This window comes from Candidatus Amarobacter glycogenicus (genome assembly GCF_016704105.1).
GTDB classification, from domain to species: domain Bacteria; phylum Chloroflexota; class Dehalococcoidia; order Tepidiformales; family Tepidiformaceae; genus Amarobacter; species Amarobacter glycogenicus.
The window spans coordinates 405,712-432,654 of record NZ_JADJAT010000019.1 but is presented as its reverse complement, the minus strand read 5'-3'; the positions used below and the strand labels follow the sequence as shown (position 1 = coordinate 432,654).

Sequence of the window (26,943 nt, the reverse complement as noted above, 5' to 3'; positions counted from 1 at the left end):
CCGCCGTCGCGTTTCGGCCCGCGACAGGGTGTCACAATCGAGGGTCGTTGGGGCATGATCTGGCTCACACACGAGAGGCGAAGGACCACGACGAATGAAAGCAGTAGTGATAACCCGGCCCGGTGGCCCCGAGGTCCTGCAGCTCCAGGACGTGCCCGATCCGGTCCCAGGCCCGGACGACCTGCTCGTCCGCGTCCGGGCGACGGCGCTGAACCGCGCGGACATCCTGCAGCGCATGGGCGGGTATCCGCAGCCCGGGCCGAAACCTGCCCACGATATCCCCGGCATGGAGTATGCCGGGGAAGTCCTGGCGATCGGCGCGCGAGTCGAAGGCTTCGTGCCTGGTGACCGGGTGATGGGCTTGCTGGCGGGCGGCGGCTACGCCGAGCAGGTGGTCACCCACTACCGGCTCGCTATGAAGGCGCCCACAAACCTTTCCTGGGAGGAGGCGGGCGCCACCCCGGAGGTCTACATCACCGCCCACGATGCGCTGCTGCAGTGCGGGCTGGTGGCGGGAGAACGCGTGCTCATCCATGCCGCCGGTTCGGGCGTCGGGGTGGCCGCGGTCCAGATCGCGAAGGTCCTGGGCGCCTCCCTGGTCATCGGGACGGCCGGGAGCGCCGACAAGCTCGTCCGGGCCGCCGCGCTCGGCCTCGATGCTGGCGTCAACTACCGCGAGCAGGACTTCGCCGAAGAGGTCCTCAAGGCGACCGGAGGACGCGGTGTCGACGTCATCCTCGACGTGATAGGCGCCGACTACTGGGACCGGAACATGAAAGCGCTCGCGCAGAAGGGCCGGATGATCCTGGTCGGTCTCATGGGGGGGAACTCCACCAACGCGAACATCGGCGTTCTGCTCCAGAAGCGTGCATCGGTGAGGGGCACCACTCTCCGGGCCCGGCCGATCGAGGAGAAGGGTATGGCGACGCGCGCGTTCGAGAAGAGTGTCCTGCCCCACATTGCCAGCGGCCGGATCAAGGTCGTCGTCGACCGGGTCTACCCGCTTGCCGATGCGGCAGCAGCCCAGGAGTACATGGCGGCAAACCAGAACTTCGGCAAAGTCGTCCTCCGCGTCGGTGAGTGATCCAGGGTCGCCCACGGGTTGGCCGGGGCCGCCGCTGGTCTGCCCCTGCTGCCGGCGCGAGGGTCAGTCGTGGCGGCTGGGGCCAGACCTCCTTTGCGCGAACCCGGCCTGCGGCGCCCGGCACGCGTGGCTGACACCCGGCATCCCCGCCGTCGTCGCGCAGAGCGTTCGCGAACGCCTTGCGGAGTCCGATGCGCCCGGGCCGCTCCCGCCGCCGGGAGGCTTGCAGCCGATGCTCGCTGCCGTCGCGCCCGCGTCCCCGGCCTTCGGGCCGCTCGCCCGCGCCGCCATCTTCCTGCGTGCGCTGAGCGCGGATGGCGAAGAACCGTTCTACGGCGAACTCTGCGAAGCCCTTCTCCCGGACTTGGGGCCAGCCGCCGCTGTCGCCGACCTCGGTTGCGGCGCCGGGAATCTCGCCTTCGAGATAGCGCGGCGCGCGCCGGCGACCGTTGCAGGCATCGACCTCGATGCCCACCTGCTCCGCTGGGCGGAGCGTGCCGCCGAGGGAGTGGAGTTCGAGGCCCCCGTGCGCATCGACGCTGGCAGGTTCGCTGCCTCGCCCATGCGCGTTCGGCCGGGCCTGCCGGCGTCGCGCCTCGCCTTTGCCGCGGCCAACGTCCTCGATCCCCCGTTCGGGCCCGGCAGCTTCGACCTCGTGACCCTCGTGAACGTCCTCGACGCGGTGCCATTCCCGGCCGTTGCGCTTCGCCAGGCCGTCGCGCTGCTCAAGCCCGGCGGCCAGGTCCTGTTCGCCTCGCCCGACTCCTGGAACGGTGGGACGACCCCGCCGAAGCGTTGGCTGGCGACGACCGGAGCCGGCTGGGACCGGGTGTTCGCCCGGGAGGGGCTTGAAACGCTCCGGCGGATCGATGATCTTGAGTGGCGCTTGCGAGACACGCCGCGCCTGCATCACCTCTACCGGGTGCACGGCCGTCTCCTTCGAAAGCGCTGAACCTGCCGCCAGGAGCCTCGAATGCGCCGCTTCTTTTCCCGGTCTTCCCCCAGCGAACTCGCCGCGCCGGACCTCAGCCGGGATTGCGCCCACGGGTGCCCCGCCTGCCCCCATCCGGGGGCGTTCTTCGAATTCGATGACGAGGGTGCCAGTACGCTCCTCCCAGCCGACCGCCTGCTCCTCGATGGCGGCACGCTCGGACTTCACAGCGCCGCGGTCGATGATGCCGGCGACATCGCCATCGAAGAAGCCCAGGACTTCGATTTCGACTAGCGCCGATCCGAACGCAAAAACAGCCCGGCGGGTGCCGGGCTGTAACTGAGTTCGCGGACTGCGGGACTAGATGATCGCTGCTGTGCCGGTGAGCTCCGGTTCCTGGTCGGGAGCAGGCTCGCCTTCAGTCACGGGTGCAGCCTTCGCGGCTCGCTCCATCTGCTCGAGTCCCTGCATGCTGAAGCCGAGGTCACCGAGTTCGCAGAGGAAGCTGCAGTAGGTCAACTTCAGGGCGCTTGTGGACTTGTTCACCGTGTAGAGGAGGTTGCAGCGCTTGCAGCGAGGCATCGACACCGGATCGCCTTCGCGCCTGGGCAGCGAAACCTGGATCGGCTCTTCGCGGTCTTCTGTGCCGTTCATGCTTGATGAAACCTCACTCCTTGCCAGTATTGCGCATTTGCAGGCAACGTGCGCGAGACCGCGGGTTTCCTACATCGTTCATACAATCGGCTCGATGCCGGCGCCGCGGCGAGGGGCGGTCAGCGCACGGCGGTCCAGGCACCGAGTCGGGCCGCTCCAGCGGCGAAATTGGATCTTGCCGACGGATCGCCTCGTTGCTAGGGTGATGGCGAAGCGTCATCCACCTGCCCGGCGAGCGCTCGGGCATGAAAGCGAACGAACGTGGCGTTAGTGGCACGCAGGCGGCAGGCAGATTCCCGTGGGACCGCACCGAGGCTCCGGGTCGCTGCGGTCGAAGTCGGGCTGACGACGGCGATCATGGTCGTGTACTTCTTCCTCCGCGGTATCCGCCCGGACGATGTAGAAAGTTCGGTCGGGCGCAGTCTCACGCTGATCCGTTTCGAAGAGCAGCTTGGCGTCTTCCAGGAGGTCCGCTGGCAGGCGGCTTTCATGCGATTCCCCCTGGCCATGGACGTCGCCAACCTGGTCTACGCCTGGGGGCACTATCCGGTGATGTTTGTCATTGCTGTCTGGCTCGTGCTCAAGGACCCTATCCGGTTCCGCTTCGTCCGCAATGTGCTGCTGGTCTCGGCCATGGTCGGGATCGTCACCTACTGGGTTTGGCCGGCGGCGCCACCGAGGCTCATGGAGAGCTACGGTTACGATTTCGGCTTCATCGATACCGTCCACGGAGCGACGAGCGACGTGAATTACTTCCAGCCGGGCCCGTTCGTGAACGACTATGCCGCGCTCCCGAGCTTTCACTTCGGGTGGATCTTGCTGTCGTCTATGGCCGTCTGGACGAACGCGTCCAGCCCCTGGACGCGCGGAGCAGCGGCGACGATGTCCGTGGTGATGTGGTGGGCCGTCACCGTGACCGGCAACCACTACTTCTTCGATATGGTTATGGGCGGGGTGGTCGTCGTCCTGTCGTGGATGTTCGTCAGGGCACTGGGCGATGTCCACCTGCGCGACCTGCCTTGCGGCCCGTTGTTCCGCGCCCGCCGGGAACCGTAGACAAGTTTGGGCTACCGGGATGCCCCGGGAGCGAGAAAGCCCGGGAACGGCAGAGTGGAAGCCCTGCGCGGGCGCGCCATTCGGTGGGCACGCTGCTTCTTGTTGAGGAGCGAGTGATGGTAGGCGCGCTCGACCGTGAAGGAGCATCCGGGACAGATCCCGTGCGAAACCGGGCCGGTCCCATCCACTGTCACATCACCACACCACGCACATACGACACGCATCCGAGCTTCCTCCACGAATAGGGCTTTCGAGGCGCAAATCGATCGTCGAGCCTGCGCCGGCGAGTGCCTATCAGGGGAACCCCTGAGAGGGTGTAACGGCTGTGTAAACGTATCTCGAAAGCTTGACGATAATCGTCTTGGACTGCCGGTCGTTGCCCTCTGGAGGCTCCGGCCGAGTTTGCTACCATGGGCAATCACGTGGGTGCTCAAACCGAACCACCGCCGCTGTTCGAAGCCGAAATCGACGCCGAGCCGATGCTCCCGGCGCCAGACGAAGTCGTCTTCCGGATGCGCCAGGCGATCCTCGACGGCGATCACTGGTTCGAGGCATTGCTCGACGCCGTTGCCCGGTGGCGCACGCCAGATGAACAGATCGGCTCCCGCACGTTCACCTATCTCATACGCGGCGAGGCTTTCGACTGGCTGCTCCTTGCCGAACGGCTGATCGACGAGGTCCCGGACCTCGTACCACAGGGTGAGCGCGACGCCCTGCTCTGGGAGAACCGCTGGCCCCTCGACATCGATGATCACGAGTTCGCGGCGCGCCTGGGCAAAGTGAAGCACAGCGCGCATTTGAACTTCCTTTACGGTGTCCTCGTCGAGGAAGCTCTGCAGCTTTCGGTCGAAGAGGAGATCCACAAAGAAGGCCGCTCCCGCGCCTGGGGCGCCGACCTTCGGGTCGACGAGACAATGTTCCAGCGGGTCTATGGGCTCAACCGTGATGATCTCTTTGCCGCCCACTACGAAGACACTGGCAAGTTGCTCCACCACGATGTCTCGTTCGCCGACTGGAAGGCGTTCACCTACTGGCTGTTCAAGTACCGATTGAAGCGCCAGGACAAGGCGAGGGTCGCCAGCGACACGCGCAAGGGCCTCGCTCAGCTCACGTTAATGGAGTTGCAGGTGAGCGAGCGCCGCCACGGGGCGCGCCTGAACGAGGCCGACTTCGCGGAGCGGTACGTTTCCGATTCTTGAGGCCGCGCCCGTTCGGACCCACGCGATACACTGGCAGGCGATGTCCGAAACCACCGGCGCCAGCTCGCCCCCGGAACTTAAGGGCATCGCCGGTTACGAGACTCCGTATCCGTACCTCGATCGACTCCAGGAGAAGATGGAGGAACGGCTCGCCCACCGGGTTCCGGCGGCCGGACGGTTCTGCGGCTTCTGCTACGCCCGCCTCCGGAACGAAGACGAAGCATGCCCGTTCTGTGCGACCAAGACGGCAAAGTGCCCCACGGTCAACGCGATCCCGCAGGAAGTGCTCCACGCGTACAAGGCGAAGGCCTCCACTGAAGCGCGTTGGGTCCACACTGGCGCGTTCACCGGCCTCATCGTTGCTTCGGCGGTCTTCATCCTGATGGTGATGTGGGGTCCGGGGTTCCTGGGCCACCCGGCGCTTGCGTTCGCGGAACTCTTGCTCGGCGGCTATTTTCTCGCCCAGTTCTTCGGGCCGTTCCTGTTCGCCCAGTGGGGATACAAAAAGGGCGCCCGAAAACGGGACGCCCTTTGGGGCGAGTGGCTGGCGAAACGGGAGCGGCAGGCGAGCCCCCCAGACTAAACCGGCTTCGCGACGCTGCGGAGGGCCGAGTCCAGGCGTTCGCGGGCTTCGTTTCCCGCTTCTTCGAGCCCGTGCGTGTGGAACGTAGCGGAAATGAGGTCCGGGTTCTGGAGGCAAACCGTCGTGTGGCCCTCGGCGTCCTCGTAGAGCGCGAGGCCGCAGGGCAGGAAGGCCCCAACCCTCGGGTCTGCCTCCATCGCCCGGTGCGCGATCGCGGGATTGCACGCCCCGAGGATCTTGTACGGCTTCGTCTCGACCCCCAGTTTGGCGCGGAGCACGGCAGTCACATCGACTTCGGTGAGGATGCCGAAACCTTCCTTCTGGAGAGCCGCGCGAACCGTTGCTTCGGCCTCAGTGAGCGGAGAGTTGAGTCGGTAACAGAGCACTGGTTCCATCAAAATGACTCCCTTGGGAACATGGTAGGCCGCCCGGGCCGGGGCAGGAGTGCCCGGCCGGACGCGAGGAGTGGGCCGGGCGGACCTACTTCGCCCGGCGCGACGGGCAATACCGTGCGCCGAAGAAGTGGCCACCCCAGGCGGGGGCGATGGGGCAGAGGTTGAAGACGCCCGAAGCGATCGGCAGGAGCCCGAAGGCCGCTACGGCCAGACCGATGCCGCCGCCGATAGCGAAGAGCCCGCAGAGGATGATGGTTACGCCCATCCCGGCGCGGATCAGGCGGCCCCATCCCGAGGCCATGAACCGGGAGAATGCGTTGCCTTCAAGAGTCGTTGTTTCAGTCACTGGGTTGCTTCCTTTGCGGTTGTCGTGGCGCCTCTCCCCGGAGGGAGCGGCTTGGTCGTGGGGTTGCCGGCTTAGTGCGCGAAACGCACGTCCGGGAGCATTCGGTCGGCCCAGCGGGGTAGCCACCAGGCTTTGTCGCCGGCCAGGTAGAGCACGGCCGGGACGAGCACCAGGCGGACCAGGAAGGCATCGATGAGGACAGCGGTTCCGAGGATGATGCCCATCTCCTTCATTGGGAGCGGCCCGGCGATGGCGAAGGTGTAGAACACCGCGATCATCACGGCTGCCGCGGCCACGATTGGCCGGCCGGTGTGGGCGATGGAACCGCGGACGGCTTCGGCGCCGTCGTGGGAGTGTTCGTAGTGTTCACGAGCGGAGGCGAGCAGGAAGACCGTGTAGTCCATCGAGATGGCGAACACGAGGGTGAAGAAGAAGAGCGGCGCCCACGAGGTGAGGTACCCCTGGCTTTCGAAGTTCATCGGCCCGGCGAGCCAGCCATGCTGGAACGCGAGTGCACCCACGCCGAAGGCGGCGCCCACTGAGAGGAGGTTGAAGACCACCCCTGCGGCCGCGATGAAGACGGCCTGGAGCGCGAAGAGCAGGAGCAGGAAACCGAGGAGGAGGACGACGCCGATCACCAGCGGCGCCCTTGTCCGGAGGGTTTGGTCCAGGTCGTGGTTCTCGGCCACGGGGCCGCCAACCAGGACGCTGGAGGGGAGTGCATCCCGGAGCGTGCCGATGAGGGCAATGGACTCTTTGCTCGATGGATCAGTGGTGGCGATCGCCTGGATGAGACTCGATCCCTCGGCGCCCAGCTGCGGCGGGAATGCCATGGCGATGCCAGGCGTCCCGGAAATGATGGCGGCGATGGCGTTCGCATCGGCAGCGGCGGGGACGACGACTTGAATCGGGCCCGGGCCGCCAGGCCCGAAGCTCGTTGCAAGCTGTTCGTACCCCTGGCGAGCCTGCTTGGATTCCGGCAGTACGTTGATGCCCGGCATGCCCGTCTCGAGGTTCAGGAGCGGCGCCGAGAGGACCAGGAGGCCGGCTGTGACGCCGATCGCGTAGAGAAGCGCCCGCGGTTGGATGCGTGAGGCGAACCGTTCCCATGCGGGGCTGCGGTGTTCCCCAGCGCTATGCCAGGGGAGTGCGAGCCGGTTGATCCAGCTGCCGAGGAGGGCTGGCAGGAGGGTCATCGCGGCTAACAGGACGAAAGCGACCGCCAGCATCATCCCCGCGGCCATCGAGCGGAACGCCGGGATGGGCACCAGGAGGACCGCCGAAAGACTGATGAGGACGGTCAGCCCGCTGAAGAGCACCGCCTTGCCTGCGGTGTCCATGGCCACGCCCGCTGCTCCGCCGGGGTCGTTGGGAGTTGCGTGGAGAGCTCCCCGGTAGCGCGTGACGATGAAGAGCGCGTAGTCGATGCCGAGCGCGATTGAGAACATCATCGCGAAGTTCAAGGTCCAGATGCTGAGGTCGGTGAACTGGGTGATGCCATAGAGCACGCCCATCGCGGAGACGAGCCCCGCACCGGCGAGTAGCAACGGAAGTCCGGCGGCGGCCAGCGTCCCGAAGGCGATGACCAGGATCACAGCCGTCACCGGCCAGGTGAGCAGTTCGGCCTTCATCATGCCGTCCTTGTTGACGGCGTTGAAGTCGCCCCAGAAGGCCGGCGAGCCGGTGAGTACGACACTGATCCGGTCATCTCCCAGTTCACCGATCGACTCGTTGAGCCGCTCGGCGGCGCGGACGGCCTCAGTTGGATCGACGAGCGCTCCGGCCTGGAGCATCACCGTCTTACCATCCGGGCCGGGCTGGGCCACGACGGGACCGAAGGCCGGCTCCTCGGCGATTGCCGCCGTTGCCTCGGAGATGCGTTGCTGGAAGGCGGGGTCATCCGCCGGGAGCGAATCGCTCCAGACGACGACCGCCGCTGATTGTGAGGAGAGCCCGCCGAACTCGCGGTCGATGACTTCCCGGGCAGCGAGCGAGTCGCTTCCGTTGACTTCCCACATGGCGCCGGAGAGTGCGTGCTCCAGCTTCGGCGCGAAGAAGCCAAGACCAATCGCGAAGACGGCCCAGGTGGCGATGACTGCCAGGCGGTTTGCGTGGGCCCAGGAGCCGAGCGAGGCGAGTGGTGGGTTGTGCATTTCCTGTGACTCCATGGTCATGTAGTTGTGTTATGGCGATGCGGAAGCGGTGACCAGGCGGTTAGGTGGCGGCGAAGATGCGCGCCTCCTCGGCGTTTTGCTCGCGCAAACGGTCACAGACGATGTCGCAGAGCCGCCCCAGCGAGGGGTCCGCGATGGCGTAGTAGGCAGTTGTGCCCACCGCTCGGCGGCTGACGATGCCGGCGCGGAGGAGGACACCGAGGTGCTTGCTGACGTTCGCCTGCGTCGTTTCGAGTCGGGCGACGATCTCGCCGACGTTCAGGTCGCCATTTTCGAGGAGGGCCCGGAGGATACCCAGGCGGGTGGCGTCGCCGAGGACACGGAAGCGTTCGGCGACGTGTTCGAGGAGCTGAGGAGGGACGAGCTCGGCCATAAGCGTGACTGTATAACTATCAAGTTATTAATGTCAAGCAGCATTGGTGACAGATCTCGCTGGCGTGGCAGCCAAGAGTTGACAAGAGAAGCGGGTTGCCGGGGAGCGCGCGGGCCATCGGCGATCGAGCAGGGCCTCGCCTGTCTCGCCCGGCGCTCGCCGCCTTCCCGCTCAGTTCGGCGTGCATGCGATCACCCCGGCATGGAGAGGATGGCCCACGGTTCACTGTGGGCCATCCTCCAAGCGTCTATTCCTCGTAGTACTCGATCCCGAGGTGCGTGATCTGCTCTTCGCCCATCATGTAGCGAAGCGTGTTCTTCAGCTTCGTCTGCTGGATGAAGAGGTCGTGCTCGGGGTTGAGCCCGGGGGCCGCCTGTGGGCTTTTGAAGTAGAACGAGAGCCACTCCTGGATGCCCTTCATCCCGGCGCGACTGGCCAGGTCGAAGAACAGCGCGAGATCCAGGACGAGCGGCGCCGCCAGGATCGAGTCGCGGCAGAGGAAGTCGACCTTGATCTGCATCGGGTAGCCGAGCCACCCGAAGATGTCGATGTTGTCCCAGCCCTCTTTGTTGTCGCCGCGGGGCGGGTAGTAGTTGATGCGGACCTTGTGGTAGATCTCGCCGTAGAGGTCGGGGTACAGCTCAGGCTGGAGGATGTGCTCCAGCACGCCGAGCTTCGATTCTTCCTTGGTCTTGAAGCTCTCCGGGTCATCGAGGACTTCGCCGTCGCGGTTGCCCAGGATGTTCGTGGAGTACCAGCCGGCGACGCCGAGCATGCGGGCCTTCAGCATCGGTGAGATGACGGTCTTCAGGAGCGTCTGGCCCGTCTTGAAGTCCTTGCCGCCGATCGGCACACCCCGGTCGTTGGCGAGCTTCACCAGCGCGGGGATGTCCACCGTGAGGTTGGGGGCGCCGTTGGCGAAGGGGACGCCTTCCATGAGGGCCGCGTAGCCGTAGAGCATCGACGGCGCGATCGTGCGGTCGTTGCCTTCCATTGCAGCCTCGAACGCTTCGAGGTTCATGTGGGCCGCGGATTCTTCGAGGAAGATCTCTGTGGATGCGGCCCAGACCATCACGAGGCGATCGCAGTTGTTCCTGGCCTTGAAGTCCCGGATGTCCTTGCGGATCATCTCGGCCAGTTCGAACTTCGTCTTGCCGGTCTTCACGTTCGTGCCGTTGAGGCGCTTCACGTAGTACTGGTCGAAGACGGCCGGCATCGGCTTGATCGTCTCGAGGAAGTCCTTGATGGGGATGAGGTGCTCGTGCTTGTCGAGCACGCCGGCGTTCAGCGCCGACTCGTAAGCGTTATCGGCGATTGGGTCCCAGGCGCCGAAGACGAGGTCTTCGAGGTTCGCCAGAGGCACGAAGTCCTTGATCAGGGGAGAGCGGTTCTCCGTGCGTTTGCCGAGCCGGATGGTGCCCATCTGGGTGACGGAGCCGATGGGCTTGCCGAGGCCGCGGCGCGTGTTCTCGACGCCGGCGATGAACGTGGTAGCGACGGCGCCGAGGCCGACGAGGAGGACACCGAGTTTGCCGGCGGCGGGCTTAACCGGGCGGGGTTCGGTAGCGACGAAATCTTTGGGTTCCAAAATGACACCTCGTTGGCGGGCCAGCGACATCAGCGCCCCATGCCACTGCGATGGGATGCGGCCGGTAGTTGCCCAGTGTTGGACGGTGCTCTGGCGCCTGCCGAGAAGCGCGGCAAGCGCGCTCTGGCCGCCGAAGCGGCGGATGATCCGTTCGGCAGCGTTACGAAGATCCCCGTCCACAGCTGCCACCTTAACGGTTTTTTCGTTTGGGGAGCAAGACGCCTCGGAAAACGTAAAAAGTGTATTCACGCACTCAATAAAGTGCATAATCTGCGAAAACAATACCGATGGCGTTGAGATGGTTATGAGTGCCCGCCCGGTGAGAGCTGTGCTGGTCCCATTAGGCATCCTCCACCACGACGCATGGCTCTCGGGTTTCTGGGCATCCTGCCATTTGAGTTGTTGCCTGGGTTATGAAGTCGGCTCACCATGCGAGGAGTCGTTTGTTGCTGCCGAGGTCGGCTAGCCGGAAATGCAAACACTCTCTTACGTGGCTGCCTTCTCATTTGTTTCGGGCCTCGCGTTGCTCACGCTCGGCGTGGCCTTCCGTTCCCACGGCGACGGAGCAGAAGGGATTGTCGCGTCGGGATTCGACTTACGGCAAAGCCCCGCTGCGTTGGCGACGGTCACGCCGGTGGGTTCGCAGCCATCGCCACTTGTGCCCTCCTACCACAGCGGCTTTCGGCGGCGCTGTCGGCCGGATTCGGGCGGGCTCCATCGGACTCGACCACCCGGTGGAGGAAATTGGGATAACCAACAACCAACTCGACACTCCGAAAGACGCCATCGGGAGTGTCGGTTGGTATTACATCTACCCGAAGCCCGGTTACGGCCAGAACGCGGTATTCGCCGCGCACAAGAACTTCGATTTTCATGCGGGACCATTTAGCAAACTCGACCAGTTCGCACCAGGTGACCGAATCACCATCGCAATGAGTGGCGGACCGACCTACACGTACGAAGTGATCTTCTATCAGCGCTATCCAGTTGATTCGATCCCGATGGGAGAACTCATCGGTGCGCCCCAACCGCCCCAGGGGAAGAGTGGATCACTTTGATAACGTGCGGGGCCGGTTCGAGGTGACTCAATCCAACGGGCTGGGGCATTACCTCGAACGCGACGTGGTTATCGCGAAGCGCACTGAGTAGCGCCTACCGCGTTGGCGCCCCGGAAACTACCCTCGTGACGCGGGTCTTCATCACCGGAATGTCTGCGACGGGCAAGTCAACAGTCGTCCGTGAGCTCGCTGCCCGCGGGTACAACGCTGTCGACCTCGATTCGCCGGACTGGTCTGAGTACCGGGACGTCGACGGCGCAGCAGAGTGGGTCTGGCGGGAAGACCGAATCGCCTTCTTGCTCGATTCAACGTCGCGAGGGGACCTCTTCGTCAGCGGCTGCGCTTCCAACCAGGGGAAGTTCGCCGCGTGCTTCGACCATGTGGTACTGCTCAGCGCGCCAGTCGCCGTGATCCTCGAACGGCTCCTCTCGCGCACCACGAACGGCTTCGGCAAGGACCCTGCCGAGCGAGTCCGCATCCTCGATGACATCACTCACGTGGAGCCGCTTCTCCGCCGCACTGCCACGCTCGAACTGGACGCCGCCGCGCCGCTGGAGTGCGTCGTCTCGGCAATCGCCGCCCTGGCTGGTTGAGTGCCGGCAGCCCGCGCTCAGGCGGACGCTCGCGTCCTATTCGCGCGCCGGAAGTTTCGTTCGGCCGCGCGCACGATGTTCCTTGGCATGCGCCGGAAGATGAAGTTGTGGGCCGGCACAAGCGAATACCAGTAGAGCAGCCCCCACACGCCGCTGGGATGGAACCGCGCTTCCATCTTCAGGGTTGAACCGCCGCTCTCTTGCGGTATGACGGTGAATTCGAGGACTGCCGCCCCGGGGAGCTTCATCTCCGCCAGCAGGGTGAGCCGGCTCCCCAGCTCCAGGCCGACGACGCGCCAGAAATCGATAGCGTCGCCGATGCGCACGTCCCTGGGGTCGCGCCGCCCGCGCCGGAGGCCGACCCCACCGATGAGGCGGTCGAACGCGCCGCGGATCCACCAGAGCGTGTCGGCGTAGTAGTAGCCGTTCTTCCCGCCGATGCCGCGCACGACATCCCAGACTGCCGCGGCCGGTGCCGCCGTGTCGAACTCGGCACTCTCTCCCTTCGAATAGAAGGAAACGTCCGGGTTGTAGCCGCGAAACGCGAGGGCGCCTTCGGCCCAGCGCGCCGGGATCGGCTCGGCCCGCTCCCGAGCGAGAGCCGCGCGGATCGCCTCTTCGTAGGTGTGGAGCGGGATCGGGAGGGACTTGCGGATCGCGTTGTCATCTCCCACGAGGTCTGTCTTGAGGCCATCGACCAAAGGTCTCGCAACGGAGATTGGCACGCTGGTGACGAGCCCCAACCAGAGGGAGGACAGGCGCGGAGTCAGGAAGGGCACCCTGAGAGGGCGAAACGGGCGGCCCGCCACCTTCGCGTAGATGGCAAGGAGGTCGCGGTAGACCAGGTTGTCCGGGCCGCAAACGTCGTAAGTGCCGCCGGCCGTCTCCGGCTGATCCAGTACGCCCTGGAGGTAGGCCAGCAGGTCGTCAAGGGCGATCGCCTGGGTGCGGCTCTGGACCCAGCGCGGCGTGACCATCACCGGGAGGTGGTTCACCAGGTCGCGGATCACTTCGAAGCCCACTGAACCGGCTCCGACGATCAGGCCGGCCCGCAGTTCCGTGACGGGCACAGGTCCGGCGCGGAGGACGTCGCCGGTCTCCAGGCGCGAAGCGAGGTGCATGGAGGCTTCCCCTGACGGGCGAATGCCGCCCAGGTAGACGATGCGGCGGACGCCGGCGCGCGCGGCCGCGTCGCGGAAGTTCTCCGCCGCTCGCTTGTCCCGCTCGGCGAAACCTCCACCGCCGCCCATGGAATGGACCAGGTAGTACGCAACGTCGATCCCTGCGAGCGCCGTATCCAGCGTCGGCGGGTCGAAGGCGTCGGCTGAGACGCAATCGACGCCCTGCCACCCACGCGCTTCGAGCACGTCGGCCCGGCGTGCCGCCGCGCGGACGGCGTGGCCCGCTGCCGCCAGCCGGGGGACGAGATGGCTGCCGATGTAGCCGCTCGCGCCGAGGACCAGGATGTTCACGCCGATATGATGCCAGTTCCGGCGCTGTGCCGCCGGTCAGCGCGCCAGGGTAATCGGCTACGGATTGCGCGCCGTGAACAACTGGAAGTTCAGCTCGAACTTGCAGGAGCCGTCCGCGCGCCGCTCGAACTTGTCGAAGTGCCTGTTCATGGCCGCTGTTGCTTCCTCCTCTTTGCTCTGGGGAATCCCCATCAGCACGAACATGAATCGATCGGCGATCGCGTCGGTCGGCGCCCAGAGGGCGAGGCGCTTCGGCACGCGTTTGATGTGGACGAAGCCGGCCTGCTCGAGGATGCCGCGCGTCCGGCGGGCATCGGCCAACGCGAACGGCCCGGTCGGCGCCTTCCCGGGGGCTGGCGCTTGTGGCGTGGACGCGAACGCAGCGAGGGAAGGTCCGGGGAACCAGGTGTTCTTCTGTGGGCTCTGCCAGCAGGCGAACGCCAAACGGCCACCCTTCTTCAGTTGCTTTCGGATATTGGTGAAGGCGGTCACAGGCTCGTCGAAGAACATCACGCCGAACTGACTGCTGGCCGCGTCGAACGGCCCACCAGGGACACTTTCGACCTGCACGTCCGAAACGAGGAAGCGTACGTTTTTCGCCTTCGCTTCTGTGCTCCGCTCGGTGGCCAGCTTCACCATACCTGTGGAGATGTCGGCGCCGACGACTTTGCCTCCCGGGCTCACGTGGTGGCCGATGGCAAGGCTGAGCTTCCCACCGCCCGCGCCGATGTCCAGCACGACTTCTCCGGGTGCGGGTTGCAGCGCAGCGAGTACGCGAGGCAGCACCATGTCGGTGAAGCGCTCGCGCTTGGGCCAGTTGGCCACGGTTATTTCGTCGTTCCAGCGGTTCCGTTCTGCTTCATTGACCATCGGTTTGCGGCTCCCGGTGAATCCAGTTTTCCCGCCCAGATGCGGATTCTAGAATCCCCTGTCAACCTGCCCCAAGCCGTCGGCAACACACCACGGTCCGGTGCGGCGGAGCGTCCGCTCACACTTCCAGGCGAAGCAGCAAGTCCCCTTCTTCGACCTTGCCAGGTGGTTCCACCACGAACTCCACGACAGTGCCGGACACTGGGCTCTCAACCGGGATCTCCATCTTCATCGATTCGATGATGACCAACTCGTCACCCACGCTCACCTGGTCGCCTACGCCGACCAGGAGTTCCTGACTGTGCCAGTCATTGGCGCCGGGAGGTCTTGAATGGCCACGATGTGCTCCGGGTCTGATTGTCCCGCTCGGTGTGCGGCGCACTCTACCGCCCTCGCCAGTTCACCGCGACCCGATCATTTCGGTTCGAGAATCATGACGGTCAGGTCGCTCGGCAGGCCGGAACGGCTGACGCTGATCCTGGGCAGCGGCTCGGGGCGATTGCCGGTTTCCTTGAGGAAGCTCTCGAGCGGTTCCAGCGGCAGGGTCTCGCCGCCCGCCTTGTAATTCATCGGGATAGCGATTCGCGGTTCGATCTTGGTCATCAGGTCCGCCGCCAGGTTCGGGGCGAGGGCGTTCGAACCGCCAACTGGGAGGAGGAGCACATCGACGTCTTTCAGGTCGTCGATGGCGGCCGTCGCCGTGAGCCCGAGATGCCCGACGCGGATGCCGTCGATCTCGCTGATGAAGACCACGTTGCGGGAGCCATCGATGGCCCTGGTTGCGATGCCCGTCACGAGGATGCCACCGATCTCGTACTCCCCCGGCGCATCGAGCACGACAGGATTGCCGCCGATTCCCTCACTCCACGAGTACCCGGGATCGACCCGGCGGCTCATCGTGACCACTTCAGCCGTTTGTTTGCCGAGGGTGAAACCGCTTTCTGGCGGGCACGGATCGGTGATCACAATCCCGTCGCGGCCTTTCAGCCGGAAGCAATTACGACCGAGGTACGTTATCTCGACTGGCACAGGGACATCGTACCGCCGCCGATCCCAACGGGCGAGATATGGCTAGATGGTCTTAGCAATTAACACCGGTGCGGCGTGTGGCCTTGCGAGCACGCGAGACTACTCGAGTTCCTCGTCGAGGAATTCGTCGTCGTCCTGTTGCTTTCGCCAGAACATCACCGCGCCGATGAACGCTCCCATCAAGGCGAAAACGCCCAGAAACTTCTTCATTCGAACCTCCAGGAAGCCGACTTCGCGGTCAGTCCGTGAAGTATACGTGCGAGACCACCCATACGGCGATGGTCGGCGCCGGCCAACCCGGCTTGGATGCGCTGGTGCGGGGCCCAGCCCGCTCAGCCGGCGGCTGACTCGAACGCCGGGGTGCCCGCCCTCCCCATCGCCAGTGCGTACGCGGCCTCGAGCAGCGGTGCGAGCGTTTCAGGGCGGAACGCCACCGCCCGGCGAAGCCCCTTCTCCCGGAGTTCTGCAGCGAACAGCTCGTCGTCGATCGCACGCTCCAGGGCATGGCCGAAGGCGCGCGCGACCTCCGGGTTCTTGCCCGGCGCCGCTGGGTCGAGCGGGATGACCATGGCAGCGCCCCCTGCCACTTCCGGAAGAGCTCCGCGGTCGCTGCAGACAACAGGCGTCCCGCAGGCCATCGCTTCCGCGACCGGCATCCCGAAACCCTCGTAGCTGCTCGGTTGTGCAACCACGTCGCAGGCCGAATAGAGACAGACCACGGCCTCCCGACTGACGGGACCGAGCTCAACGACCCGCCCGGCCACGCCCAGCGTCTCGGCCAGTCGCACCAGTCCCGAAGAGAGCCGCGCGCCGACGCGGACCAGGTGCGCTCCGGAGAGGGCCGGGGTCGCCATCGCACGGACCAGCAACTCCAGGTTCTTGTATCGCGCGCAATCGCCGATGCTCATCACCTTCGGTCCGGACGGCAGTTCGATCCCCTCCGCCCGGAGAGCGGCTTCCGCGTTCAGACGCGGTGCGTAGGTGTGAGAAATCGGCACCCCGACGACTGAGATCCGTTCTCGCCCCACTTCGAGCAGCCGGCAGATATCCCGGGCCGAACACTCCGAGACTGTCAACAACCGATCCCCTTTCAGTGAGCCTCGCATCGGGGCGCGCAGTAGGGCCCGCCCGAACAGCCGATCTCGCCTTCCGGCGTAGAACCCGTCAACAAAGAACGGCATCAGGTCATGACAGGTAACCACGGTCCGCGCGCCACGGACCTGGTTCACGAGGTGGCCGAGGCCGAGGTCCGCGAAGTGAACGATGTCGAAGTCGTCCGCGTCGTCGAGCTGCAGGCGCTGCCGGCCGCGTCGCCGGTCCAGGTACGTCTCGATTGGCCGCGGCGCCCACCACGAAGCCACCCGTGTTTCGACGTCCGCGAACGTACCTGCCGTCGCGGCGGTCGCTTCCGTGTAGTTCTTGATGCTCATCCATCCGCCCGCGGGTCGCGGGCCGACCATCATGATCGTGGGGCGCGGTGTCACAGATGTCTTTCCGCGGGCATTCTATCGCCATGTCGAAAGCGATGGCGCGCCCCAGGCATGTGGATATCCCGGGAGAGACCATCCTCCTGGAGTTGCCGGAGTCCCTCGCGGGGGCGATTCGCGATGCACTCGGAGGGCGCCCGTTTCGCGTCCTCCGCCACTGGTTCGGCAACACCGCCGATGCCTACTTGCTCGCGCTCGAGCCTGGCACTCCTCGCCTGGTCCTCAAGGTCGCCCGAACCGGGCATTCGCTCCGCGATGACATCGAGGCACTGCGCCGAGCCGCCACCCTCGCGCCCGCGGGGGTCGTTCCCGCCATCGTCGGCGCATTCGCATCAGACGCGGCCTGCCTTGTGGAGTACATCCCCGGGCTCAGCCCGGCGGTCTACCTCCGCAGGCGGTCGGCCCGCGCGGGCCTCGCAGCCGATATCGTGGCCGCCCTGCAGGCCTACCACACCGCGCTGGGCTGTGCGTTTGGCGACTTCCACCCCGAGAACGTCACCGTCCGGAGGAATGGCGTCAGCCTTCTCGACCCCGGCTTCCCGGACCAGCATGGCCGGGTCGAACGGGAGCCGCCGATGGTGACTGACCTCGGCCTCTGGGTGCACGCTATCGCTTCGAACGTGGTTACCTACGTGGTCCGTGGACCCCGCGGAGCGCTTCGCATGCTCTCTCTTGCGGTCGATGTTGCGGCGTGCGGCTGCCGCGAGGCCGGAGCGGATCCGGCGCAGGTGCTTGAGGTCGCTGATCGACACATGAACGACCTGCGTGAGAGCCAGTGGCCCCGCGACCGCGTGACCGCCCTGGTCGCCGGCCGCCCGGCACTGTGGTGGCTAAAGCGTCGCATCCGCAGGGCAGCAGCGAGGGCGATCCCCTGAGCCTGGAGAGGCTCAGCCGTCGCTCATCCCAGCCTTCTCCCGACTTCACCCGCCAGGCGCAGGGCGAGCGCAGTGATCGAGAGTGTCACCGTTACCGCCCCCGCCGTCGGCATCACCGAACTCCCCGCGAACGAGAGGTTGGACAACCCATGCAAGAAGCAATCGCCATCGACGACTCCGGTCCGCGGGTCGCTGGACATCCGGGTTGTGCCGATGTGGTGCCAGCACCCGTGGATGCGTGGATTCGGATGAGTCTCTCCCCATTTCAGTTTGATCTGACCGAGGCCCGCCGCCCGGAACTCGGCGTCCAGGATGTCCTGGGTCCGCCGGATGCTGAGTTCGTCCAGCGGGGTGAGCCGCCACTCCAGCCGGGCCACGGGCACACCGAAACGGTCGACTCGGCGACCGAGGGTGATCCGGCTGGCGGGGTTCGGAGCCTGTTCGGCTGTCATCACCAGCGTCGCCCCGGAAGGCTGCTCCTCGTGGACGCGGCGCTTCTTCAGCCATGCGGCGGCGGCGACGCGATGCGGTTGGGCCGCGATGTTGAGGAAGTGGCGGACGACGTGTTCGGGCGCCGAACGCGCGTCGATTCCCCAGGCCAGCTCGGCGAACGAACGTACCCCGGCCGAGGTGAACAGCTTCCTGCGGGGAAGGAATTCAGTGACGGTGTTGAGCAGGCCCTCGCGCTGTTGCGCCTCGCCGGTCAGGCGAAGTGTGCGAATCTGCTTGTGTTCCCCGGCCATGTGCCGGCGGTACAGGGCGAGTAGGTCTTCGACCCGGGCGCCCGGGGCCGGGACGAAGAAGCCCGAGTCCACATGAACGTGCTCCATGAAGTAGCGGCCAAGCTGGTCAAAGGGATTCGCCGGTCCGCCGGGACGCCCAGCTTCGGAGGCGAGCAGGATCCGGGCGTTTTCGATGCCCCCGCCGGCGAGCACGAACTGCCGTGCCTCCACCTGGAACCAGCCCGATGCTGACGCCACCCGGAGGCGCGTCGCGGCAGTTCCCTCGGCATTCAACTCGACGCCGATCACTGCCGCATGGAGAAGGACATCGACGTTCTCGCGGGCAAGCAGCGCCGCCGTGTCGCGCCGAAACACGTCGCGTTCCGCAAACTGCGAGACGCACGTTTCGACCACTGACCGATCGAAAGGCAGTTCGCCGTCCGCTGCGCCCCCGTAGGCGAGCGAATCAAGGCCCATCCGCTCCTCGGCCTTCCTGAACCAGGGTTCGAGATCTTCGTAGGTGATGGGCCATCCGCTGAAGGGGACGTGTGGACGCTCCTCGAAGTCGATCCGGTCGAGGGGACGGCTGCGGAGGCCGCCATCCAGCGGCCAACGAGCGCCCTCGTCCAGCCACATCCAGGAAGAGCCGCCGATAGCCCGCGTGCGCGCCCGGTCCAGGCGGAAGTAGGGCAGGCCGCGGCGAACCGCCTCGGCCGACTTCTGGACCTCAGGTTCCGGCTTCTCGCCTCCGGCTTCCAGCAGCCCGACCTTCCAGCCATCGGCGGCGAGCACCTCGGCGATAGCGAGGCCTGCGGGCCCGGCGCCGACGAGGCACACATCGAACTTGAGTGTGGTTCCGCTGGCTACGGTGCTGGCATCTCGCTTCATTGCCGGCTCAGGATAAACTCACGGCTCACGTCACACATGGAGCGCCCGCGTGTCCCGAACCGTCTACGTCGTACCGCACTGCCACTGGGACCGCGAGTGGTACCAGCCGCACGAGCTCTTCCGCTGGCGGCTCGTGCAGATGATCGATGAGCTGCTGGACCACATGGAGCAGCATCCCGAGTACCGCTGCTTCAACCTCGATGGCCAGTCCATCGTCATCGATGACTACCTGGACCTTCGGCCGGAAAATGAAGGCCGCCTGCGGGCGCTGATCGAGTCTGGCCGCATCGTCATTGGGCCCTGGTGGGTGCAGCCCGACGAGTTCCTGCCCAGCGGCGAATCCCATATCCGCAGCTTTCAGAAGGGCATCCGCTTCGCGGAACGCCTCGGCGGCTCGCTCCGCGTCGGGCACTGCGCCGACCAGTTCGGGCACATCGCCCAGATGCCCCAGCTCATGAAGCAGCTCGGGCTCACGAGTGCCTGCCTGTGGCGCGGCGTTTCCGACGCTATCCCCGGCTGGAGTTTCTGGTGGGAAGCCCCCGACGGCACGCGACTGCCAGTGCTCTACCTGCGCAACAGCTACAGCAGCGGCTGGCGCCTTCCGAAGGAGCCGGAAGACCTGCTCGAACGTGTCCACCGCCAGGAACGGGACCTCGCCGAGGGACTCCCCGCCGTCTTCATGAATGGCACTGACCATTCGCGCATGGAGCCGCACGTCCCCGCCGCCCTTGCCGCCGCGAAGGATCGGGGCTACGACTTCAAGCTCGCGACGCTCGGCGAATACGAAGCGGCTGTGTTCGTCGCCGGCATCGACGAAGTCGTCCACCACGGCGAGATGCGCTCACCCGACCGCTCGAACGTCCTCGTTGGCGTGCTTTCCGCGCGCATGAATATCAAGCAGCGCGACTTCGAAGTCTCGGGCTGGCTGGAGAAGTACGCCGAGCCGCTCGAGCTCCTGAACTACCTCCACCACGGCCCGGACGGCACCCCCGCCCTCCGTCACGCCTGGCGGACGCTGCTGGAGAATTCGCCGCACGACTCCATCTGCGGCTGCAGCGTCGACCAGACTCACAAGGAGATGTTCCCCCGCTACGACCGCGCCGAGCAGCTCGCCCGGCAGGTCGCGAAGGAATCGATGTGGCACATCGCGGGGCGGACCTCAGTGCCCGCGCCCGGGGGGCTCGCGGTGTTCCGGCCCGTTGCGAACACCACGGCGGTGCTGCGAGCGAACGTCCCGCAAGACTGGACGGGGAACGCCGAGCTGGAGATGCCTGACGGCCAGCGAGTGCCGTTTGCGGTCGAGCGGGAGGAACGGGGCGAGGTCCTCGTCCACCAGAAGGACCTCTCGCCCTGGCAGGCCATGCGTCACCTCGACTTCCTGCGCGAGCAGCGCTACGACAACCACAACATCGAGGCGATGGAGTGGGAGCTCGACGGCCGCCACCTGAAGGTCACCACGACCGTCGGCCCCGACCTCACCGTCGTAGACGAGGAAGTTGTCCGCCACGAAGTGCGCCAGATTGCGGCCAACGACCTTGCGGACACTGCGGAAATCATGGTCCGCAAGTCCGGACGTGCCGAGATCGTCGCGGTGCTCCCGCCGACCGACTGCGTGGGCGCCCAGGTCCTCATCCCTCATGACAGCGGCGAAGGGGACGACCCCAATCAGCCGGCGGACCAGGTTCCCGACCTTCAGAACGAGTTCTACGAAATCACCCTCAAGAAGGGCGGCAAGCTCTTCATCCGCGACTGGCACCACGACGTCGAAATCGTGAACGCCGCCGCTCTCGTCTCGGAAGGGGACCGCGGCGACGAGTACAACGCCGACATCCTCCCGGACGGTCTCGTCGGCGGATGGACCGTCGTGAGCGCGGACTACGGCAAGACCCACCAGGCGCTTGTGCTTGCCGCGGCCCTCGAAGTTCCCGGCGGACTGAACAAGAAGCGCACGGCCCGCCGCGAGAAGCGCGACACGGTCGTCGGCGCGATCATGGAAGTCACCCTGTACAAGGGCGTCCCCCGCATCGACTTCAAACTCACCATCGAAAACAACGCCCGAGACCACCGCCTGCGCGTCCTCTTCCCCCTGCCCTTTGCCACCGAAACGGCCATCACCGAAAACCAGTTCCACGTGGCCGAACGCTCACTCACGCCGCCGCCGTGGAACGGCACCAGCCCCGAACAGCCGCCGACCACCTTCCCGCAGAAGACGTTCGCGGCATTCGAAGGCGAAGACGTCGGAGTCGCCGTCTTCAACAAGGGCCTCCAGGAAGGCGAAGTCGTCCGCGACAAGAAGGGCCGCCAGGCTTACGCGCTCACGCTCCTCCGCTGCGTCGGCTGGCTCTCCCGCCCGGACCTCGTCTCCCGCCGTGGCGGCGCAGGGCCGACGATCTCGACGGAAGACAGCCAGATGCAGGGCACCCACACCTTCGAGTTCTCGCTGACCACCTACCGCGGCGATTGGCGCTCGGCCAACATCCAGGCGATGGCGCACAGCTTCGCCTACCCGCCGCTCGCCTGGGCGACGAACGAACACGACGGTTCGCTCGGCCTCGATGTGCCGCTCGCGACCATCACGCCCGGCGTCGTACCGACGGCGATGACGCGCAGCGACGTCGACGGAGCACCGGTCATCCGTGTCTACAACGCCACGGGCGAACCGGCTGAAACGAGCGTCTCGGTTCCCTGGGCAGGCCCCGGTGCGGGCCTCTGCGACCTGATGGAGGAACATGTCGAAACGCTCACGCCCGCCGGTCCGTGGCGATTCCCGCTCCGTCCCTGGGAGATCGCCAGCGTCCGCTTCGGTCGCAGCTGACCGGATTTCGGCCGCTCATTGCACACGGTTGTTATCTTGACAACGGGGGCCCGGCGGGGTGACGCTCCCGGACATCCATTGCCGGGAGGCCGCCATGGCAAGGATCTACCGCGGTATTGTCGTCGTCCACGGAGTCGGCGAGCACAGGAAGGGCACACCCGTCAGCGGGTTTGTGGAGCAGCTTGCCGCCTACTTGCGGCACGTACCTGGCCTCGAAGGCGCTGTCGAGCTGACCGCCCGGAACCGCAGCGACCGCACAGACACGAGCTGGGCGACGATCCATATCACCAATCCGGACGGAACCCGCCCGGACGAAGAGTGGCACATCCGTGAGGCGTGGTGGACGCGCACGTTCGAGCCGAGCCAGCCCGGGCGCGTCTATCTCTGGGCGATCCTGGCAGGGCTCGCTTTGTTCTGGGCCGCCTGTGTCCAACAGCTCGCGCGCGGCCTGCTCGCGACGTTCGCTCCTGGCCGATTGGCGAAGTGGCCGACCGAGCGTGCGGGCCGCCCGGTCGACCGCGCGACGCACCAGTTGCGGCCCGAATCCGGTCAGGGAATCTGGCTTCAGCCGGGCGCGGGCCGGCTCAAGTCGCTGGTGGACGGATGCGTTTGGGCGGTCCTGACGGTCCTGTTTTTGTTGGCCGGGGTGGTTGGCCTGCTCGCGATCGGACTCGTCTACCTGGTCCTCGTCCTGCCCTTGAGCTACGTACTTCCGGCACTCGCGAACTGGCTGGTAAAAGCGACGATGCATGCCATCGTCTTCACCCTCGGAGACCAGGAGGCGATGACGACAAGGCAGGTCGCACTGGCGGCCTCTGCGAACGAGGTGAACGCAGGGCTCTGGAATATGCTCTCGCTCGGTGGCCTGCGAACACGCCGGAAGGATGATGCCGAGTTCACCGGGTTCGAGACCGTGACGGTCGTCGCCCACTCGGGCGGCTGTGTCGTCTCGATGGCGGCGCTCAACAGCAGCGACTTCCGGCGCTTCCGGGCGGAGACGCTGACCAAGCCCTACACCCGGCCGGCGCGAGTGAACCTGGTGACTGCCGGGAGTGGGCTGAACCTGGCGTGGAACGTCCGCTTGAACGACTCCGCGGCCGACCGTGCGCTTTGGGAACGCGGCCTCGATGGTGTGAACTGGCTGAACATCTATTCCCGCTACGACCCGGTTCCGCAGGGGCCCGCGCCGGTGGGGATGCTCGAAGAATTGCTGGGGCGGGACCCGGAGATGGGCCCTCCCGGCGCCGTCGAGGACTCGTCTCCGCCAGGTGCCCGGCCACCCTTCGTCAGCGTCCGCACGGTGAACAGCGACAGCCCGTGGGCCGACCATGGCGGCTACTGGGGCAACCACCCGGAGGCGATGTCGCGCATCGTCCATGTCATCACGGATGCAGCGCTTTCAGGCAGCCCGCTGATCCCCGAGGACACGGCCGTGCGGCCGAAAAACCTGGCGGCCATCGAAGCTGCGCTGCATGCCGCTGTGCACGGTGGCATGCAGGCGCGGCGCGTGAAGGTGGCCCGGAACATGGCGGCACTGGTGGCGAGCATGGCGGTTTTTGCGGCCGTTGTGGTGACCTGGGCGGACGACGTTGGACAGTGGGCGCTCGGGACGGGCTCGGTGCTCGGGCTGGACCCCTGGGCCCCCGGCGGACACCAACTCGAGAACGTGGCCGCGAAGAAGCTCGCCTCGTTCAAGGTCGAGGCCTACCGGGACCGCATCATCGGCGCCGCTGTCATCGCCTTCGTGGCGTTGATCGCCCTCGAATACGCGCGGCTGTTTCGCTGGCTCTGGCTATTCACCGCCACGCGTGCCACGGCCAGGGCGCGGTGGCTCTGGTTCGGAGGGAGCACGGTGATTTTGCTTGCAACGCTGGCCCTTCTGGACCTCTTGCTGATCAGGTGGCCGACAGGATCGGCCGGGTGAGCGTGGGCGACGGGACCACCGGAAGGCTAGTCCCGGTAGACGAACGCCTGGCGCTCCTGCATGTGTGAGCGGTTGTCGACCGAGATCCGCTCCGCATAGGCGAGCGCCTCGGCTTCAGAGCACTCCCTCCGGGATGGATCGAGCCCGCCACCAGCCGCCCACCCTACCCCCGGTTCCCCCTGGCCGCACCGGTGATTTCGGCCATCAGCTCGATCGCCCGGTCGTCGCCGGCAACGGTGATGCCGGTGAGGCCGCTGTCCTGCCAGGCTTTGAAGCGTTCGCGAATGCGAGCGGGCGGCCCGACGAGGGCGCCGTCGTCGCAGAACTCGTCCGGCACGGCCTCCATCGCCTCGCCCTTGCGGTGGGCGAGATACATCTCCTGGATGGTCTTCGCCGCATCGCCGTAACCGCGCCGGACCATCATGTCGTTGTGGAAGTTCTTGTCCTGGTGGCCCATGCCGCCGACGTAGAGGGCGATCCGCGGCTTCATCTGGCGAAAAGCCTCGCGCAGGTCGTCGGTGATGATGACGGTCACGCTGGACTGCATCTCGAAGTCCTTCCATCCCTTGCCGTTGCCGGCCCGCGCGAAGCCTTCTTCCACCCACTTCCGGTACATAGGGGCGGTCTGCGGCACGAATCCGAGCGGGAGGATGCCATCGGCCACTTCGGCGGCCATCCGGACGTTCGTCTCGGTTCCGCTGCCGAGCCACACCGGGATGTTTGGGTTCATGTGGAGGATGGACTTGAGCGGCTTCCCGATTCCCATCGATCCGGGGCCGTGGTAAGGGAGTTGGAACTCCTTGCCGTTGTGCGTGACCGGCTCATCGCGCGCAAAGACTTTCTTCATGATCTGGACGTAGTCCTTGAGGCGGTAATACGGGCGGCCCCAGGGCTGGCCATACCAGCCTTCGACGATCTGGGGGCCGGAAACGCCGAGGCCCGCGATCATCCGGCCGCCGCCGGCAAGGGCGTCCACCGTCGCGACTTGCATCGCGCACATTGCGGGGGCGCGTCCGGCGAGCTGCATGATTCCCGTGCCGAGGCGGATGCGCTTCGTGAGCGCCGCGATGTAGGCGAGGGGCGTGATCGCATCCGACCCGTATGCCTCGGCGGTCCAAACCGAGTCGTAGCCGAGTTCTTCGGCGCGGAGGACCTTCTCGATCGGCAAGCGCATGTCTGCGCCTGAATATCCAACGCCAATCCCGAGTTTCATTCGATGCCCCCTGTCCTGCTGTTCGCGGACGCCAACGTTGCCACGCCACCGTTCCCGTCGCAACAACCCGTTCGGGCTCTCCTCCCGGGTCGTCCTGCGGGAGCAGCATGTTTCGGCGGTACCATTGACGAGGCGTAGACTGCCATGGGCGCCGGAATCGCGGGGGGATGGTTGCATGGCCTGGTACGACGACCCGTCGAAGACCACCTTCGTCGGGACTTACGCCAACGAGAAGCAGTTTCGATGGGACCTTGATGCCGCGACGAAGCGCGGCTGGACGCTTCAGGCGTCCGAGGACGAGGACGAGCCGATGATCGGCGCCCCGCCGAAGACGAAGATCCAGGTGACCTTCGTCCGCCAGGAAGACTGGCTGGTGAACCGGAAGCGAGAAGTCGCCGACTCCCTCCTGCATTCGGCGACGCGTGCGGCCGACGAGAAAGACGCGCGACATGTGAAGGCCACCGACGAACTCGCGCTCGCCGAGGAGGCCCTCCGCGTCCGCCTGGAAGCTGTGGCGGTTTCCCCGGAGTCCGGCCGGGAGCAGGCTGAACGCGACCTCCTTGGCACGCTGAAGGACGTCATCGCGCGGCGCCGGGCGGCCCTCAAGGCGAAGGAGGAGGCGATCAAGGAGATGGATTCCGCCGTTGTCCTTGGCGCGGCCGAATTCGCTCGCTCTGTGGCCATGCTGAAGCAATCAAGGGAGTCGGAGCTTGCACGCCTCGAAACCGAGCTCGCCCTCCTCCCCTCGCAGGAACTCGTGGTGAAAGCGGCCAAGGAGTGGCGAGAGGCCGGTGACCGGCGGATGGCCGCGGAGGAACAACTCCGAAGGCGCACTGCCGAGCACGATGCGAAGACCGAGGCCCTGGCTGGCCGCGCCGCGCACCGAGACGAGTTGGCGAGGGCGCTCAAGCCAGGGCGGTAGCAGCTTGAGCCGACGGCGGCGATCCCGCGACGAGGCTCAGGCGCAAGGTTCGAGCGACCTCATCAGCATCTCGACAGCAAGGTCCCCGCTCGCTTCCAGGTCGAACGCGCCCGGATCCAGCAGCCACTGGAGCGCGATGCCCATGATCGTGCCCTGGTGGCGAGTGGCCGCGGCTGCCGCGTCGATGTCACAGCGATAGTAGCCTCGGGCCTGCCCTTCGCGGATCGCCCGCGCGGTCACGTTGCGGAAATAGCCCCACATCTCGCGGACCTGGTCGCCGATTTCGGGCTCACTCCTCCCGTTTGCCGAGAAATAGAGGAACACCTCGTAGGCGACCGGCTCGTCGCGCGCCTGGAGGATCGCCGCCCTGGTCGATAGGCGCATGCGCTCCCGTGGGTCGGCACTGGCCGCCGTCGCTTCGGCAACCGATTCGGTGAAGAGTTCGCGGCTGCGTTCCAGCACGCCGCAAAGCAATTCGTTCTTGTCGCGGAAGTGGTAAGAAACGAGGCCACGGCTGACGCCGGCTTCGCGAGTAATTTCGTCGATCGAGGTTTCGTTCCAGCCCCGGGAGGCCATCACCCTCACGGTGGCGTCGATGATCTCCCGCCGACGTACGGCGGTGATGTTGGTGCGCGCCATGTCGGCTTGGCCTCAAACAAACTCAAAGGGTACGGGCCGGGGCAAGGTACCGT

General features: G+C 66.1%; 26 protein-coding genes. 12 read left to right on the top strand and 14 right to left on the bottom strand.

The genetic code is table 11. The features are described 5' to 3' along the window. Nucleotides 1–94: 94 nt before the first annotated feature. The 3 genes from IPG14_RS13415 to IPG14_RS13405 are packed head-to-tail and all read left to right on the top strand — an operon-like array spanning nucleotide 95 to nucleotide 2,309. Nucleotides 95–1,084, top strand: coding sequence for an NAD(P)H-quinone oxidoreductase (locus IPG14_RS13415; protein ID WP_343392146.1), 990 nt, complete (start codon nucleotides 95–97; stop codon nucleotides 1,082–1,084). Further along, a complete protein-coding gene (locus IPG14_RS13410; protein WP_343392145.1) occupies nucleotides 1,077–2,036 on the top strand; it encodes a class I SAM-dependent methyltransferase in 960 nt (319 codons plus the stop codon). The genes IPG14_RS13415 and IPG14_RS13410 overlap by 8 nt, the downstream gene beginning before the upstream one ends. A gap of 21 nt (nucleotides 2,037–2,057) precedes the next feature. Beyond that, nucleotides 2,058–2,309, top strand: coding sequence for a hypothetical protein (locus IPG14_RS13405; RefSeq protein ID WP_343392144.1), 252 nt, complete (start codon nucleotides 2,058–2,060; stop codon nucleotides 2,307–2,309). Between the two features lie 66 nt (nucleotides 2,310–2,375). Here IPG14_RS13405 and IPG14_RS13400 read toward each other — a convergent pair whose 3' ends face one another. Next, nucleotides 2,376–2,669, bottom strand: coding sequence for a hypothetical protein (locus IPG14_RS13400; RefSeq protein ID WP_343392143.1), 294 nt, complete (start codon nucleotides 2,667–2,669; stop codon nucleotides 2,376–2,378). A 270-nt stretch (nucleotides 2,670–2,939) separates the two neighbouring features. Between IPG14_RS13400 and IPG14_RS13395 the strand changes: the two genes are divergently transcribed. The 3 genes from IPG14_RS13395 to IPG14_RS13385 all read left to right on the top strand — a co-directional run bounded on the left by IPG14_RS13395 (nucleotide 2,940) and on the right by IPG14_RS13385 (nucleotide 5,507). Continuing rightward, a complete protein-coding gene (locus IPG14_RS13395; protein WP_343386051.1) occupies nucleotides 2,940–3,725 on the top strand; it encodes a phosphatase PAP2 family protein in 786 nt (261 codons plus the stop codon). Between the two features lie 422 nt (nucleotides 3,726–4,147). Next, nucleotides 4,148–4,924 carry a hypothetical protein gene (locus IPG14_RS13390; protein WP_343387469.1) on the top strand — a complete coding sequence of 259 codons (777 nt, stop codon included), beginning with the start codon at nucleotides 4,148–4,150 and terminating at the stop codon, nucleotides 4,922–4,924. Nucleotides 4,925–4,964: 40 nt separating this feature from the next. Next, entirely contained in the window at nucleotides 4,965–5,507 is a 543-nt protein-coding gene (locus IPG14_RS13385; RefSeq protein WP_343387470.1) for a hypothetical protein, read from the top strand. Here IPG14_RS13385 and IPG14_RS13380 read toward each other — a convergent pair. From IPG14_RS13380 to IPG14_RS13360, 5 genes are all read right to left on the bottom strand, one after another. Next, complete coding sequence (locus tag IPG14_RS13380; RefSeq protein ID WP_343392142.1) at nucleotides 5,504–5,902, bottom strand: DUF302 domain-containing protein; 399 nt, start codon at nucleotides 5,900–5,902, stop codon at nucleotides 5,504–5,506. The two genes, IPG14_RS13385 and IPG14_RS13380, sit on opposite strands and share 4 nt — an antisense overlap. Before the next feature lie 85 nt (nucleotides 5,903–5,987). After that, on the bottom strand, nucleotides 5,988–6,248 hold the full coding sequence (locus tag IPG14_RS13375; protein ID WP_343387472.1) for a YgaP-like transmembrane domain: 261 nt from the start codon (nucleotides 6,246–6,248) through the stop codon (nucleotides 5,988–5,990). Nucleotides 6,249–6,319: 71 nt separating this feature from the next. Then, nucleotides 6,320–8,401 carry an MMPL family transporter gene (locus tag IPG14_RS13370; protein ID WP_343392141.1) on the bottom strand — a complete coding sequence of 694 codons (2,082 nt, stop codon included), beginning with the start codon at nucleotides 8,399–8,401 and terminating at the stop codon, nucleotides 6,320–6,322. A 61-nt stretch (nucleotides 8,402–8,462) separates the two neighbouring features. Continuing rightward, nucleotides 8,463–8,795 (bottom strand): metalloregulator ArsR/SmtB family transcription factor, encoded by a 333-nt coding sequence (locus IPG14_RS13365; RefSeq protein WP_343392140.1) that lies wholly within the window; start codon nucleotides 8,793–8,795, stop codon nucleotides 8,463–8,465. A gap of 247 nt (nucleotides 8,796–9,042) precedes the next feature. Beyond that, nucleotides 9,043–10,413 (bottom strand): inositol-3-phosphate synthase, encoded by a 1,371-nt coding sequence (locus tag IPG14_RS13360; protein ID WP_343392277.1) that lies wholly within the window; start codon nucleotides 10,411–10,413, stop codon nucleotides 9,043–9,045. Between the two features lie 626 nt (nucleotides 10,414–11,039). On the opposite strand from IPG14_RS13360, the gene IPG14_RS13355 reads away from it, so the two are divergent. Together IPG14_RS13355 and IPG14_RS13350 are read left to right on the top strand one after the other, a co-directional pair. Further along, a complete protein-coding gene (locus IPG14_RS13355; protein ID WP_343392139.1) occupies nucleotides 11,040–11,441 on the top strand; it encodes a class F sortase in 402 nt (133 codons plus the stop codon). 125 nt (nucleotides 11,442–11,566) lie between these two features. Next, the gene (locus IPG14_RS13350; protein WP_343392138.1) at nucleotides 11,567–12,034 is read left to right on the top strand and encodes an AAA family ATPase; all 468 of its coding nucleotides are present in this window, start codon (nucleotides 11,567–11,569) and stop codon (nucleotides 12,032–12,034) included. Nucleotides 12,035–12,051: 17 nt separating this feature from the next. On the opposite strand, the gene IPG14_RS13345 is transcribed toward IPG14_RS13350, so the two are convergent. The 5 genes from IPG14_RS13345 to IPG14_RS13325 form a co-directional block, all read right to left on the bottom strand. Further along, on the bottom strand, nucleotides 12,052–13,506 hold the full coding sequence (locus IPG14_RS13345) for an SDR family oxidoreductase (protein WP_343392137.1): 1,455 nt from the start codon (nucleotides 13,504–13,506) through the stop codon (nucleotides 12,052–12,054). Between the two features lie 57 nt (nucleotides 13,507–13,563). Next, nucleotides 13,564–14,376, bottom strand: coding sequence for a class I SAM-dependent methyltransferase (locus tag IPG14_RS13340; RefSeq protein ID WP_343392136.1), 813 nt, complete (start codon nucleotides 14,374–14,376; stop codon nucleotides 13,564–13,566). A gap of 118 nt (nucleotides 14,377–14,494) precedes the next feature. Next, nucleotides 14,495–14,758, bottom strand: coding sequence for an acetyl-CoA carboxylase biotin carboxyl carrier protein subunit (locus tag IPG14_RS13335; protein ID WP_343392135.1), 264 nt, complete (start codon nucleotides 14,756–14,758; stop codon nucleotides 14,495–14,497). Between the two features lie 32 nt (nucleotides 14,759–14,790). After that, a complete protein-coding gene (locus IPG14_RS13330) occupies nucleotides 14,791–15,405 on the bottom strand; it encodes an MBL fold metallo-hydrolase (protein ID WP_343386039.1) in 615 nt (204 codons plus the stop codon). A 332-nt stretch (nucleotides 15,406–15,737) separates the two neighbouring features. Beyond that, the gene (locus IPG14_RS13325) at nucleotides 15,738–16,889 is read right to left on the bottom strand and encodes a glycosyltransferase family 1 protein (RefSeq protein ID WP_343392134.1); all 1,152 of its coding nucleotides are present in this window, start codon (nucleotides 16,887–16,889) and stop codon (nucleotides 15,738–15,740) included. 29 nt (nucleotides 16,890–16,918) lie between these two features. Here IPG14_RS13325 and IPG14_RS13320 point away from each other — a divergent pair, with 29 nt between their 5' ends. After that, complete coding sequence (locus IPG14_RS13320) at nucleotides 16,919–17,767, top strand: phosphotransferase (protein WP_343392133.1); 849 nt, start codon at nucleotides 16,919–16,921, stop codon at nucleotides 17,765–17,767. A 23-nt stretch (nucleotides 17,768–17,790) separates the two neighbouring features. Here the strand turns inward: IPG14_RS13320 and IPG14_RS13315 are convergent, their stop codons facing one another. After that, complete coding sequence (locus IPG14_RS13315) at nucleotides 17,791–19,377, bottom strand: GMC family oxidoreductase (protein WP_343392132.1); 1,587 nt, start codon at nucleotides 19,375–19,377, stop codon at nucleotides 17,791–17,793. A gap of 49 nt (nucleotides 19,378–19,426) precedes the next feature. Between IPG14_RS13315 and IPG14_RS13310 the strand changes: the two genes are divergently transcribed. Together IPG14_RS13310 and IPG14_RS13305 are read left to right on the top strand one after the other, a co-directional pair. Beyond that, the gene (locus IPG14_RS13310) at nucleotides 19,427–22,192 is read left to right on the top strand and encodes a glycoside hydrolase family 38 C-terminal domain-containing protein (RefSeq protein ID WP_343392131.1); all 2,766 of its coding nucleotides are present in this window, start codon (nucleotides 19,427–19,429) and stop codon (nucleotides 22,190–22,192) included. A 94-nt stretch (nucleotides 22,193–22,286) separates the two neighbouring features. Beyond that, entirely contained in the window at nucleotides 22,287–24,116 is a 1,830-nt protein-coding gene (locus IPG14_RS13305; RefSeq protein WP_343392130.1) for a hypothetical protein, read from the top strand. A 163-nt stretch (nucleotides 24,117–24,279) separates the two neighbouring features. Here the strand turns inward: IPG14_RS13305 and IPG14_RS13300 are convergent, their stop codons facing one another. Next, the gene (locus tag IPG14_RS13300) at nucleotides 24,280–25,329 is read right to left on the bottom strand and encodes an LLM class F420-dependent oxidoreductase (RefSeq protein WP_343392129.1); all 1,050 of its coding nucleotides are present in this window, start codon (nucleotides 25,327–25,329) and stop codon (nucleotides 24,280–24,282) included. Nucleotides 25,330–25,504: 175 nt separating this feature from the next. Here IPG14_RS13300 and IPG14_RS13295 point away from each other — a divergent pair, with 175 nt between their 5' ends. After that, nucleotides 25,505–26,251 (top strand): hypothetical protein, encoded by a 747-nt coding sequence (locus IPG14_RS13295; RefSeq protein ID WP_343392128.1) that lies wholly within the window; start codon nucleotides 25,505–25,507, stop codon nucleotides 26,249–26,251. Nucleotides 26,252–26,287: 36 nt separating this feature from the next. Here IPG14_RS13295 and IPG14_RS13290 read toward each other — a convergent pair whose 3' ends face one another. Further along, nucleotides 26,288–26,890, bottom strand: a complete 603-nt coding sequence (locus IPG14_RS13290; protein WP_343392127.1) for a TetR/AcrR family transcriptional regulator — start codon at nucleotides 26,888–26,890, stop codon at nucleotides 26,288–26,290. Between the last annotated feature and the right edge of the window lie 53 nt (nucleotides 26,891–26,943).

Excerpts from the sequence above, each read along its gene's own strand:
- IPG14_RS13415 (WP_343392146.1), top strand. The coding sequence starts at position 95 with ATGAAAGCAGTAGTGATAACCCGGCCCGGTGGCCCCGAGGTCCTGCAG.
- IPG14_RS13300 (WP_343392129.1), bottom strand. The coding sequence starts at position 25,329 with ATGAAACTCGGGATTGGCGTTGGATATTCAGGCGCAGACATGCGCTTG.
- IPG14_RS13365 (WP_343392140.1), bottom strand. The coding sequence starts at position 8,795 with ATGGCCGAGCTCGTCCCTCCTCAGCTCCTCGAACACGTCGCCGAACGC.
- IPG14_RS13295 (WP_343392128.1), top strand. The coding sequence starts at position 25,505 with ATGGCCTGGTACGACGACCCGTCGAAGACCACCTTCGTCGGGACTTAC.
- IPG14_RS13290 (WP_343392127.1), bottom strand. The coding sequence starts at position 26,890 with ATGGCGCGCACCAACATCACCGCCGTACGTCGGCGGGAGATCATCGAC.
- IPG14_RS13340 (WP_343392136.1), bottom strand. The coding sequence starts at position 14,376 with ATGGTCAATGAAGCAGAACGGAACCGCTGGAACGACGAAATAACCGTG.
- IPG14_RS13380 (WP_343392142.1), bottom strand. The coding sequence starts at position 5,902 with ATGGAACCAGTGCTCTGTTACCGACTCAACTCTCCGCTCACTGAGGCC.
- IPG14_RS13305 (WP_343392130.1), top strand. The coding sequence starts at position 22,287 with ATGGCAAGGATCTACCGCGGTATTGTCGTCGTCCACGGAGTCGGCGAG.
- IPG14_RS13320 (WP_343392133.1), top strand. The coding sequence starts at position 16,919 with ATGTCGAAAGCGATGGCGCGCCCCAGGCATGTGGATATCCCGGGAGAG.
- IPG14_RS13370 (WP_343392141.1), bottom strand. The coding sequence starts at position 8,401 with ATGCACAACCCACCACTCGCCTCGCTCGGCTCCTGGGCCCACGCAAAC.
- IPG14_RS13315 (WP_343392132.1), bottom strand. The coding sequence starts at position 19,377 with ATGAAGCGAGATGCCAGCACCGTAGCCAGCGGAACCACACTCAAGTTC.
- IPG14_RS13360 (WP_343392277.1), bottom strand. The coding sequence starts at position 10,413 with ATGTCGCTGGCCCGCCAACGAGGTGTCATTTTGGAACCCAAAGATTTC.
- IPG14_RS13385 (WP_343387470.1), top strand. The coding sequence starts at position 4,965 with ATGTCCGAAACCACCGGCGCCAGCTCGCCCCCGGAACTTAAGGGCATC.
- IPG14_RS13400 (WP_343392143.1), bottom strand. The coding sequence starts at position 2,669 with ATGAACGGCACAGAAGACCGCGAAGAGCCGATCCAGGTTTCGCTGCCC.
- IPG14_RS13405 (WP_343392144.1), top strand. The coding sequence starts at position 2,058 with ATGCGCCGCTTCTTTTCCCGGTCTTCCCCCAGCGAACTCGCCGCGCCG.